Annotated in this window: 9 protein-coding genes and 1 riboswitch; of the genes, 4 read left to right on the forward strand and 5 right to left on the reverse strand. The window is 35.4% G+C overall.

Annotation, left to right across the window (positions count from 1 at the left end):
- Window positions 1-7 precede the first annotated feature (7 nt).
- Entirely contained in the window at window positions 8-1,039 is a 1,032-nt protein-coding gene (locus tag KHA97_RS11390) for a Gfo/Idh/MocA family protein (RefSeq protein WP_213124862.1), read from the reverse strand.
- 266 nt (window positions 1,040-1,305) lie between these two features.
- On the opposite strand from KHA97_RS11390, the gene KHA97_RS11395 reads away from it, so the two are divergent.
- Window positions 1,306-1,461, forward strand: coding sequence for a hypothetical protein (locus tag KHA97_RS11395; protein ID WP_213124863.1), 156 nt, complete (start codon window positions 1,306-1,308; stop codon window positions 1,459-1,461).
- A 310-nt stretch (window positions 1,462-1,771) separates the two neighbouring features.
- Here KHA97_RS11395 and KHA97_RS11400 read toward each other — a convergent pair whose 3' ends face one another.
- On the reverse strand, window positions 1,772-3,445 hold the full coding sequence (locus tag KHA97_RS11400) for a methyl-accepting chemotaxis protein (protein ID WP_213124864.1): 1,674 nt from the start codon (window positions 3,443-3,445) through the stop codon (window positions 1,772-1,774).
- Window positions 3,446-4,383: 938 nt separating this feature from the next.
- On the opposite strand from KHA97_RS11400, the gene KHA97_RS11405 reads away from it, so the two are divergent.
- The 3 genes from KHA97_RS11405 to KHA97_RS11415 all read left to right on the forward strand — a co-directional run bounded on the left by KHA97_RS11405 (window position 4,384) and on the right by KHA97_RS11415 (window position 7,976).
- Window positions 4,384-5,958: a type 2 periplasmic-binding domain-containing protein gene (locus KHA97_RS11405; RefSeq protein WP_213124865.1), complete on the forward strand. Its 1,575-nt coding sequence runs from the start codon at window positions 4,384-4,386 to the stop codon at window positions 5,956-5,958.
- 180 nt (window positions 5,959-6,138) lie between these two features.
- Window positions 6,139-7,104 carry an ABC transporter permease gene (locus KHA97_RS11410; RefSeq protein ID WP_213124866.1) on the forward strand — a complete coding sequence of 322 codons (966 nt, stop codon included), beginning with the start codon at window positions 6,139-6,141 and terminating at the stop codon, window positions 7,102-7,104.
- Complete coding sequence (locus tag KHA97_RS11415; RefSeq protein WP_213124867.1) at window positions 7,104-7,976, forward strand: carbohydrate ABC transporter permease; 873 nt, start codon at window positions 7,104-7,106, stop codon at window positions 7,974-7,976. The genes KHA97_RS11410 and KHA97_RS11415 overlap by 1 nt, the downstream gene beginning before the upstream one ends.
- Window positions 7,977-8,175: 199 nt before the next feature.
- Here KHA97_RS11415 and KHA97_RS11420 read toward each other — a convergent pair whose 3' ends face one another.
- From KHA97_RS11420 to KHA97_RS11430, 3 genes are all read right to left on the reverse strand, one after another.
- A complete protein-coding gene (locus KHA97_RS11420) occupies window positions 8,176-8,352 on the reverse strand; it encodes a hypothetical protein (RefSeq protein ID WP_213124868.1) in 177 nt (58 codons plus the stop codon).
- Between the two features lie 189 nt (window positions 8,353-8,541).
- A complete protein-coding gene (locus KHA97_RS11425) occupies window positions 8,542-9,378 on the reverse strand; it encodes a GGDEF domain-containing protein (protein WP_213124869.1) in 837 nt (278 codons plus the stop codon).
- A gap of 36 nt (window positions 9,379-9,414) precedes the next feature.
- Window positions 9,415-11,619 (reverse strand): EAL domain-containing protein, encoded by a 2,205-nt coding sequence (locus tag KHA97_RS11430; RefSeq protein WP_213124870.1) that lies wholly within the window; start codon window positions 11,617-11,619, stop codon window positions 9,415-9,417.
- Between the two features lie 69 nt (window positions 11,620-11,688).
- A riboswitch (cyclic di-GMP riboswitch) is annotated at window positions 11,689-11,778 on the reverse strand.
- Window positions 11,779-12,599 lie beyond the last annotated feature (821 nt).

The raw sequence follows: 12,599 nt of genomic DNA on the forward strand, positions 1-12,599 counted from the left end.
TCTCCTTTTAAGCATTAACTTTAACTTCTTTACCTGTTCTTGAAGATTCATAGATCGCTAAAATTAAATCAACCGCTTTTCGGGCTTCTTCTCCCGGCACAAATGGCTCGCGATTTTCCCGAACAGCATGAATGATATCGTCGACAAAAACAAAATGCCCCTCATCAGAAATGGCCTTCGGATCACTGCCTCCGCCTTCACTGTTCCCAACCTTCGGAATCGTTTCATCACCATCAAGGAATTTCCATTGCTGGAACCCGCTATCGGAAAAAATAATCGAACCATTTTCCCCATGAATTTCAAACCGTGTTTCCTGTCCAGGGTAAACAGAAGTGGTCCCTTGAATGACCCCAAACGCTCCATTTTTATATTTAACTGCAATGACAGCAGTATCTTCTACTTCAATATCTCTAACTAAGGGAGCGGTATAGGCAAATACAGACTCAACCTCTCCGACCATCCACTGGATAAGGTCAATCCCGTGTACTCCTTGATTCATCAAAGCCCCACCACCATCTAATTCCCAAGTTCCTCTCCAACCAGCACTCTCGTAATATTCCGGACTGCGATAGTACTTTAAATAAGCATCACCAAGAACCAGCTTCCCAAGTTTCCCTTCTTGAATCGCTTTACGCGTAATGATGGCTGCATCCAACATCCTTCTTTGGAATACTCCCCCCAATTTCACATTATGTTCCCTACATGCCACAATCATTTCAGTCATTTTTTCCTGAGTAATATCTAACGGCTTTTCACATAGCACGTGTATCCCTGCCTTCGCTGCCGCTATGGTTACCTCCGCATGAAGTCCGCTTGGCACACAGACAGAAACGATATCAATCTCTTCTTTTTCAAACATGTCTTCATAGTCTGTATACGTTTTCGAAACCGAAAATTCCTCAGCAAGGTGCTCTGCTTTTTCTTTTTTAATATCACAAATGGCCACTATTTCAGCTTCATTGTTAGCTGTAATCGCCTTTGCATGAAAAGGGGCAATCACGCCTGCTCCGACAATGGCGAATTTCATTTTACTTGTCATAAGAGACACTCCTTTAGTATTAGAATTCATAACTTTAAGGCGCTTTCTAAATGGAATATTGGGAAAATCATTCTATTCATCGTATTCTATTTCCTCATAGAGACATTCTATATCGACAAAATAAATTCCTTTAAAAATTTGTATGCAGATTTTGAGAGTACATGATTTTTAATAAAAAACATTACTTGTTCTATTAAAAAATATTGCCAAATGCTAGGGTTCCAATTAAATTAAAAATATCTGTATAAAAAGGGGAAACGATTACAATGAACAAGATATGGATCATTAAAATTTGTTTAGCTTTAGCGTTATTAATTACGGTATATAATTTTTTCATCACCGACAATCCCGATAAAACGGCAACAGGTATTATTCTGGTCCTACTCATCATTGTCAACGCACAAACAAGTTTAAAGCGCTAGTAGGATTAAAACGCTCTACTAAACTCGCATAAAAGTTACTGAATCCAATGTTGGGCGGTCTTGTACACTTTCTTTACTAAAGAAGAATACAATCAATCTATATTATTAAGGCAAAAATCATCCTTTAATGGGTTTATATGTTTTTAATTTAGAAAAGAAATCAATTTTCTTTAAAAACAAACAATCCTATTTCCATTAACATGAAAAGTCCAAAAAAATGAGCGCCAAATTAATTTGGCGCTTTAGTTAACCTTTTATCCACTTTTATAGTAGCTTAACTACTAGGAATACAAAAATTATGAGGGGTGTCCTACGCACGAAATTCTTCTATCACATTCCCAAGGTTTTTTGCTAAATCGTCTAGTGAGCCCGCTTCTTTTGCTACTTCGTCAATAGAAGCTATTTGTTCTTCTGTGGAGGCAGCAACCATTTCCGTACTTGCTGCAATTTGTTGGGAAATAGAAGTGATTTGCTCCATGTTCTCTGCCATATCGTTTGCTCTTTCACTTACTACACTCACAACATTCACTACTTCTTTTGCTTCATTTAACACTTTTTCAATCGAAGCCGCAATGTCATCAAAGGCGATTTCCGACTTTTCGACCATGCCCATTCCTTCTGTTAAAACTTCTGCTCCTCTTGTCATCGATTGAACAGCATGTTCCGTCTCCACTAAAATGGTTTCAATAATATCCCTGATTTGAAAAGTAGATTCCGCTGTTTTTTCCGCAAGCTTTCTGACTTCGTTCGCAACTACAAGAAAGCCTCTTCCATGTTCCCCTGCACGAGTAGCTTCAATAGTTGCATTTAAGGATAGCAAATTCGTTTGATTGGCAATTTCACTAATTAAGTTCACGATTTGATCAATCTGTGCTGACTTTTGCCCTAAGGAATATATTTTTTCTGCAGCATCATTTACGGTTGTTTGACAATAAGTCATTTGCTCTACTGTCCTATTAACTAATTGGTGCCCGTTATTGGCTTTCTCATTTGCTTCGTTAGCTGATATTTCGACTGTACGAATAGAAGATTCAACACGATGAATGCCAGTAGATATTTCAGACATATTTTCTGCACTTTCGATGGATGATTGAACTTGGTTATCCATACCAACAGCGACTTCACCTACTGCTGCTGCAATTTGTTCAGTGACAAGTTTGGCATCATTAGAAGCCGCTCGTAGATTTCCGGAGGTTGCTGTTACAGAAAGTGTACTCTTTTCTAAATGTCCGATTAACGTATGGAGACTTCCAATCATATGGTTAAAGCCCATCAAGAGTGCTTCAATCTCTTTCGCAAAAGAATTCTCTTGAATTTTTCCCTGAAAATCTCCTTTAGCTACATTTTCCATTGATCTCTTTAATAATGAAATCGAAGAAACCATTTTATGTATGATAATAAATACCAAAATAGTTGCTATAAAAATAGAGATTAGCGTCATTAAAATAGTAATGTTTCGATACTCATAGACAGGCTGTAAATAATCACGATCATAAAGTGCGATTACATATAACGAATCATCCATTTCAACTTGATAGGCCAAAGAAACAGTTAAGCCCTCAACATGATATATTCCTTGTTTTTGTTTATACATTTTCTCAATTTCTGCTTGAGGTATAGTAGGAATTTCACTTTTAAAGCCCTTAAATGGGACGATTTTCCCTTCTTTTGTAACATGAAATTGCATCGGTTTCACATTACTTTCTGTAAATGCGTTTGCATTTTGTTGAAGAGCATACGCCAGCTTCCTGTCAAATTCTTTTTTAGAAGCCGATGATTTAAGCATCGTAATTTTTTCCGTCAAAACCTCTGCTGAAGAACGGAGTTGCTGCGCAATCGCATTCTTCGTTAATTGCTTATTTTTTTCATAGCTCACATATGCAATGCTGATAGAAGATAATGAAATGACGAACATAATAGGAATAACCAACAAAGTTTGTAAACTCAATCTCAACTTGATTCTTCTAGTATGTAATTTTTTCAATTGGTCCACTCGTTTCTTCACATAGTTAATTGTGTATGTAAAAGGACTTTATTCCTATTACCATTAAAGACCATAAAGATTAATTTTATGTGAAGACTGTGTAAAGTTTATATGTAGAATGATTGGAATACAAAGAAATAAAAAAGTCCATCTCGGCATTAGAGATAGTTTCACCATTTTGCCCAACTCAACAATCATAGCTAAGACGATTAAAAATTATATTCAACGATTCACGGCAGTTTCTTAGCAAAAAAAAATAGCTTCTATATCAAATATATTTATTATATTACAACTACCACTTGATTCCTTTCATTTGCTTTCGCCTTATATAATGCCGAGTCAGATCTGTCTATTAATTTCAGGACTTTACCCCATTAAATTCTGATACACCTATCCTCATCGTGACTCGTATAGGTGAATATTCTTCCGACAGTAGACATACATCTATACCTTTTAGACCAACGTTACATATGATGTTTTAATTATCACTGTTCTATAAATAACAACATGATTTCTTATGGTTCATGACAAAAAGCTCGATATCTCCCTCGTACAAAAATATTTTAAAAGAATCTTAGAGACTTATAAACATGGAGGTCCACATTAAGATTTTAATTGAAAAGAGGATAGAAAAACCCGTATGGTACATATCATCTTTATCTAATCTCCTGCGATTTTTCATGCGTTATTTTTCTTTTTTTCGCTCGTTTCCAGATCACCATAATGTCGCAGTACCAATACGAGTTTGCTACACTAGCCCTCCTTTCAAAAACATATAATTGTTCATACTCCATTCATTCTACTCCAGTTTTCATCGGAATATTTGCATTGATCCCGAATGTCTATCTTTTTTTGTGCAAAAAAGGAATCAGTCATAAGTTGGTAGAGATTTGAACTCTCTACTTACACAATTAATTTCTAAACAAGGAGGATCTCTATTGAAAAAAATTCTTTTATTATCTTTTACGTTAATGTTTTCTGTCATTATGATCATCGGTTGTTCTAAAGAATCTTACGGTGGAAAAGAACCTAGTGCTAAGGAAGTCGACGATGGTTCAAAAAGAATGACGATCTCGCTAATGGTACCTGTGCAACAGGGAGGCGGTTGGGAAGACAAAAATCACCCGACCATTAAGTATGTTGAAGACAAATTTAATATTATCTTAGATATTCGCTGGGTACCTGGGGGCAAAGAATATAGAAAAACTTTGAACAGCTTAGCTGCCTCCAAAGATTTACCTGACATGTATTTTTTAAATGAACCTGTTCAGTTTCGAAAATGGCAGAAGAATGGAGCTTTTGTTGATTTGAAGCCTTATTTAAAAGAATTCCCGAAGTTAGAAAGTGAATTTTCACAAGATGCAATGGATGTGTTTAATGAACCAGGAAAAATTTACGGATTCCCTAAATACACGATGAAATACGATAACGCTTTATGGGTTCGAAAAGATTGGCTGGACAAATTGGGTATTCCCATTCCAAGTCCCGAGGAATTTACAATTGAAAAGTTTTATGAAATCTCAAAAGCTTTTGTGGAACAAGATCCAGGTGGAAATGGAAAAGGCGGCACAGTTGGTTTCACAAATGAATTTGGTACATCGACGGGTTTAGGTAAAAATCGAAACGCCTTTCTTCAAGCAGCTTTTGGGATTGCTTATGAGTGGAAGGAGCAGGACGGTAGATTAGTAAAAATGGAGGAACAAAACGAGGAATGGAAGGGTCTTTTAACCTTCTTAAGTAAAGCTTACGAAGAAAATGTATTTGATCACAACTTCGCAACCAATGTTGGAAGTGATATTGAGGCATTAGTAGAAGGAAATAAAATCGGCTGGGAGATCGCTGGTCCCGGCGATATTAAACAAAAAGAGAAAGTATTAAAACAAATTGTGCCAGAGGCGGAATTCGTTATGATTCCTTATCCACCTAAAGGTCCTAAAGGTGAATCAGGTTTGTTGGTTACAGTACAAGGACGAGGAAAGCTAGTTTTGAATGCCAATATGGAAGAGGAAAAAATTCATCGTATTTTAGAATGGCTAGATTGGTGGATTACGGAAGAAGGTACGAGAGTGATGAAAGATGGTCCCGAAGGAGAGATTTGGGAGAAAAACGCAGATGGCAAAGTTGTCCTAACAGAAAAAGGGATGGAATATGAGAATCAAATTAATCTATTAAATAACTGGATATTCCGTGCGGCCAGGGATGACTTCAATATTCATGGATGGACTCCGGAAGAAGAACAATACGATGCTGATTTCCAGAACGTAGTTGATCAATATGCTTCAGAATGGAAAGATGCAGGAGATCTTTATGCGATTAATTCTCCAACTTTCCAACAGCGTTCCAAAGATCTTACAGCTGATTTCAATGAAGGGATCGCCAATATCATTGCCGGAAGAAAGCCGGTTGACTATATTGATGAAGTAATTGCTCGTTGGAAAGCAAACGGTGGAGATAAAATAATCGAAGAGGTAAATAAGTCTTATCAAAAACAAAAAGCCAAAAAGAAAGCGTAAGGCGCCAGTTACCCTCGACAAGCAAATGTTCTGAGGCGCAAATAGTCTGCTCTTTGACTTTTAGCAACTCAAGATATTTGAGCTGGAGCCGATGGCGACTGAAGCTAGAAAAAAAATAAAGGGAAGGGCATCTCGCTCTTCCTTATTAAAATGAAAGAAGCAAGGGAGCAAGTGCAGCCAATGAGATTGAGAACCAATAAATTAACTTCAACGGTGGGAACCCTACCAACACCGATCCGCCCAAAAAAGACTGGATTCAACCTTAAACGCACATGGCCAATTTACATGATGATCCTACCCGGCTTTTTATTTTTTATCATTTTTAAGTATATTCCAATGGTTGGGATTGTCATAGCCTTTCAAAACTATGATCCCATTCAAGGCTTTTTGGGAAGCAGTTGGGCAGGGTTCGAAAACTTTGAAAGACTTTTTACAACAAGGAATTTCTGGCCGTTAATGGCGAACACGATTATCCTAAGTGCTCTCGATATTGTATTTTTCTTTCCAATGCCAATTATTTTAGCCATTTTATTAAATGAAGTAAGACGAAAGTGGTTTAAAGCTGTGACACAGACCATCTTTTTTGCACCACATTTTTTATCTTGGGTCGTTATTGTGGCTATAACCGTTGTGCTATTTGCTGCACGAGATGGGGGAGTCAATATCCTTCTGAGAGACTTAGGATTTAATACAATTGAACCGTTAACAACACCAGCTGGTTTTCGAATTACTTGGATATTACACAATATTTGGCAAGGAACCGGTTGGGGAGCGATTATTTTTTTGGCAGCAATCTCGGGGGTAAATCCCAATTTATATGAAGTTGCCTCGATTGACGGAGCTGGGAGACTACGGCAAATGTGGCATATTACGTTGCCAGCCATACGCGGTGTAATCATTGTCTTATTTATTTTACGATTAGGCGCATTTATGGATATTGGGTTTGAACATGTATTATTATTGCAGAATCCGTTAAATATGCAGACTTCAGACATATTTGATACGTATATTTATCGGACAGGTATATTAATGGGGAACTTCAGTTATACGACAGCTGTAGGAATTTTTAAAGGGGTTATAGGTCTTATCCTAGTTGTCGGAGCCAATAAAGTGGTTAAAAAGCTCGGGGAGGAGGGGATTTTTTGATGGCAAAGTACAACCCACAAGGACGGAATGTAGTCCTTGAAATAATGGTGTATGGCCTACTTATTATCGGGGTAATCATCATCATACTCCCGATCCTCTACGTTGTAATGACTTCTTTTGCGACAGAAAAGGAATATTTAACCCATCGCTTTTTTATTTTTCCACATGAATTTACTTTGGAAGGCTATCGCTATTTATTGCAGAATGAATCTTTTTTGAGAGCGTTTTGGAATGCAGTTGAAATAACGGTCGTTGGTACATTCATCAACATTATCCTCACAACTTTAATGGCCTACGGTTTATCCAAAAAATTTATTAAAGGTCGTGCCTTTCTTAATTTTATCGTCGTGTTCACATTGATCTTTTCAGGTGGGATGATTCCAACTTATTTAGTTGTCAATAGCTTGGGACTGTTGAACACATATGGGGCACTTTGGTTTTCTACAGCGATTGCACCGTTTAATTTGATTGTGATGCGCAGCTTTTTTACTAGACTTCCAGATGAATTATTTGATTCCGCACGAATTGATGGTGCCGGTGAATGGCGTATACTTTTCACTATTGTACTTCCATTATCAAAACCAGTAATTGCAACGTTCACTTTATTTTACATGGTCTATAATTGGAACACGTATTTCCACGCCATTTTATATTTAAACGATAATAATAAATGGCCATTGCAAGTTTTCTTAAAATTGATGCTTGTGAAAGGGGATGCCGATTTAGGGCAACAGGAAATCCAAGGTGTCAACTTCACTCATTCAGCAAGAATGGCGGCCATTCTCATAACTGCCATTCCACTGTTATGTGTTTACCCCTTTTTCCAAAAACATTTTTACAAGGGAATGTTGCTTGGATCTATAAAAGATTAGTCTTAGCGGAAATGCATCGCGGCATAACTTCATGATATGTCACAATGATTTCGTGGCATCGGATGGATTCGCGGGTATCATTACATGAAAATCACAATTATTCCACACAGGGTCGTTCTCCTAATTATATAGAGATGACCCTAAATTTTAAAATTCAATGCCCGTTTTCATAAATCCCTTTGGCAGCCCGAAAAAAAGCTTAGGCGGCACAACTAGCAATTAAGCTAGTTGTGTCGCCTAAGTGTCCTCCTAAGAAAAAAGACACCGCTAAGTTGTTAAAAGCAGTGAAGAATTTTAAGCTTAATAATTCACCTTTTTTCTTTTTAGATGGTTGAACAATACGGTTAGTTACATAGGGGAAATCATCGTTATTCAAGACCTATAACTTCTAAAAATACGGGCATTATGTACCTAATGTGAAGGCAAACATTATAAATACATCCTATACGTAAAATTTATTATTGATCATTTAATTCCTTATGTAAAAAACACACTATCAATGTGCAAAGATATGACTTTAGTACTATCACATTAGCAATAAAGTAACTTTTACATAAAAATATTTTTATTCAGCAACAACCACTTGATTCCTTCCATTTTCTTTAGCCTTATATAATGCAGAGTCAGCTCTGTCTATTAATTTCAGGACTTCTCCCCCATTATATTCCGATACACCCATACTAATCGTTACTTGTATAGGTTCATGATTATATTCAAAAGGAGTTTCGGCAATCAATTTTCGTAATCTATCAGCTACCTTTTCAGCTGTATTAATAGTGGTTTCAGGTAAAAAGATAGCAAATTCTTCTCCACCAATTCGAAAAAAAGTATCCGAGCCTCTTATTTCATTATTGATAGTCTTCGTCAATTCTTTTAAAACATAATCCCCACAAGGATGGCCATAATGATCATTAATCTTTTTAAAATGATCAATATCAAAGAAGATTAATTGAAGAGGTTTCCCTGATTTTAAATATTGTGAAGCGGTACCTTCTAAGAAAAGATCAAAATATCTTCGATTATAGATTCCTGTAAGCGGATCGTGAACAACCAATTCATGTAATTTATCGGTCATCATTTTAACTTTTATTCGATAATAAGCAACGCAAAATAATATAATAGTGTTCACCATTGGATTCATGATCAATATTTTTAACCGCACAGCACTCGAATCGCCAATATCTAAAAAATAGTATTGAGTGATGATTTCAATACCTATATACCCAATAATGGTAACAATTGCTATGGCTCGCTTTGGGTATGTAATGATAATAAGGAAGCCGGGAATAAATAAAAGTGACCATAAAAATGTATAGGCTTCATCATTAAAGAATAATAGTGCGAGAATAATAGGTAAAAGTGTAGTGAAGATAATTACCCCGAGAATTGTATACTTATGCATTTGTATTCCTTTCATACAGTAGTCAATCTAAAATTTCTATTTGTGTTTAAAGAAAGTATTAATATCTGTTATGATAAATCGACAATCTGGCAATATTGGGTTCTTCCGAAGTCTAACCGTTAGAGTATTGATCACTTTAGCGATTTCATCTCGTTCTTGTTCCTCTATCATAAATTCCATCCCGTAATGATACACATCATCATATAATTCTTTGATCCAAACAATTTTCCCAATAAATTCAACAATCTCTCCTAGTATTTCCGTTTCAATGCTTAATATCATGTCGGGACGTGCGGCGATTTTTATGTCAGAGACAAAACCTAAACCACCTATACTAAGATCTTGAATTAGAACTTCCGTCTTGCCTAATGATATGTCTTTTCCCATAAATTTGATTATGGTCATGTCTGCAGAAAGTGGGTGATGTAAATTTAGTCGGAAATATTTTCGTCTATTTGTAAAATCTTCGATAACCTTTTTATTTTGTAAATTGATATCTATTTTCCCCTTTTTCAGTAGTTCTTTAAATTCTTTTGCTTTAACAGGTCTACTATAAAGATATCCTTGCACTTGATTACATTTGTGTTCGCGGAGGAATGTTAATTGATCCTCTGTCTCTACCCCCTCAGCAATTACGTTAATGTTAAGACTATGAATTAAATTAATGATCCCCTTTACAATCAATTCATCTTGATTGTTTTTACCTATTTCTTTAATAAACGTACTATCAATCTTAATGGTATCGACTTTGAATTGTTTTAAATAAGATAGAGCTGAATATCCTGTACCAAAGTCATCAAGTGATACTTTTAATCCTAATTCACTTAATTGGCGGATTACTTCAATCGCCAATTCTTCATTTTCCATCAAAGAGGTTTCTGTAATTTCAATTTCTAAAAATTGTGGGTCTAATTGAACGTCTTTCAGAATCCTTTCAATGCTTTTTACAAATTCTTTTTGCATAAATCTTTTAGCCGAAATATTGACGGCAATCGGGACTATTTTCAGGCCTTCTTCTTGCCATTTTTTATTTTGCCTACAAGCTGTTTCCTTCACCCACGTACCAATTGGGATGATTAATCCGGTATCTTCCGCTAATGAAATAAATTCTTTAGGAGACACAAGATCCCATACAGGGTGATTCCACCGTATAAGAGCTTCTGCGCCTATGATCTGATTCGTATGGATATCAATTTTAGGCTGATAATATAATTCAAATTCTTTCATATCCATTGCCTTATGAAGGCTATTTTCTATGGAGAAAGCTTTAAACGTTTTGATATCTTTTACAGAGGAATAAGCTTTATATTGATTTTTTCCTTCTACTTTAGCGAGATTCAATGCAATGTCAGCACTTTTCATCAGTGATTGGACATCTTCCCCATCTTCTGGATAGTTACACAGCCCAATACTAGCCGTGATAAATAATTCATATTCATTAATGAAAAAAGGATTATCCATAGAATCAATAATCTTTTTGGCTATACTAAAAGTCTTTTCAAGTTTTGTATTTGGAATGAGAATAGAAAATTCATCGCCACCTATTCGTGCTAAAAACCATTCTTCTTGTAAGAACTTTTTTAAACGGTTAGAAATTTGTATAAGCAACTGATCACCAATTGCAGGGCCTAGCGTTTCATTAATATTTTTAAAACGATCCAATCCTAAATACATAACTACAAAATTATGTTGCAGGGTCCTAGAAATAGTTATATTGTTTCCCAATTCTTCTTCAAACTTGAATCGATTGGGGAGATTAGTTAATTGATCGTAATAAGCTAAGTAATAGTTATTTCTTTCCATCTGTTTACGATCTGTAATATCTCTGCCTATGATAATAAGGGCTTTTTTCGTACCATCTTGATCAAAAATAGGCTTTGATATAACATCAAGTGTTACATTCAGACCATTTTGACGTGAAAAACTCACTTCACTTCGTTCTAATGATCCTAATTCCCACACTTTTTTCTCCTGTTCATAACGCGATAAGAAAAGTTCCCGAAATAATGGTTTTTTTAAGGCAAGTTCAGCAGATGTTTTTCCAATATATTCAGTCTCTTCCAACCCGAAGAGGGATTGAGCATATTGGTTTGCGTTGATCCAACGATCTTGTCCATCCTTAAATATGATCATATCAGGAAACGTGTTAAACAATGTTTCTAATGTTTCATATGTTTCTAACTTTTCAAGTGTGTCAAATAATTCGTGAGTATCATTAACATTATCCTGGTTTTTCAACATGCTCACCTCATCTTATAAAAATAAAAAAAACCCTCCTCCGTTACCGAAAAAGAGTTTAATAGTATGATTTTCGGTAACTGGCTGGCATCGTGTAAAGTCTACACCTTAGCCCCTTTAGCTTTGCGTCATCATCTTTCAATGATTTTGCCTTTTTCTTATATAGAGTTCTAATAGAATATACTAATAGGTATATAGTCCTTTTTATATTAACACATATTTTCCTTTTTGGTTGCTATAATTTTGAAAAAAATGAAATATTTTGTCGAAAATATAGCATTATTAAAACTTTTAATTATTCGCTGACTCTATTTTGGTAGATATTTAGTTATACAAATTGCTAAAACTTTTTGGCTGCCTTCTAATCTTTACAATTATTAATAATCAGGGAGATTTTTTCTATTGAGAAGAAGTTTTATTAAGACGATATCTCTTATAAAATAGTCTTTTATATTGTTAGTTGGATATTTAAAGTTTTTGTTACTCATAATGTCAGTTTGGTCTCGTCGACGTCTGTCCATTTTAGTGCTAATAATTCTCCAATTCTTAAAACTGTGAATGAAAGGGTAGTGAAAATAAAGTTTGTACCCATACAGAATTTAAATGTTTCAACTCTTTTTCTTGAGCCCTTACACTACTAATCTTGACGCTGTGATAGTATGATTTTAACCATTCTTGAGAAAAAGTTTTAAGATTAATATTCGGAAACGGTAGGTTCCTTCCAGGACTTCTTTGTTAAATCTATGTAGCGGCTTCCTGGGTGGCTTTTTTTGATGGACAGCCGGATTTAGTTTTTTGTTTCAAGAATACTTTCTAATACTTTAAAAATTTCTCCTCTTTCTTTCATATACGGTTCATGGTTTTTAAAATAAACAATACTATAATGGGGTATCTAGAATACTATAGAGATCAACTTTTTTTAGCATTAACCGCTTTCTCCCTTCCACGTCCACTAATTGAATATTCATGCATAAATGTTTTTA

This window comes from Lederbergia citri, from assembly GCF_018343625.1.
Taxonomy (GTDB): domain Bacteria; phylum Bacillota; class Bacilli; order Bacillales; family Bacillaceae_C; genus Lederbergia; species Lederbergia citri.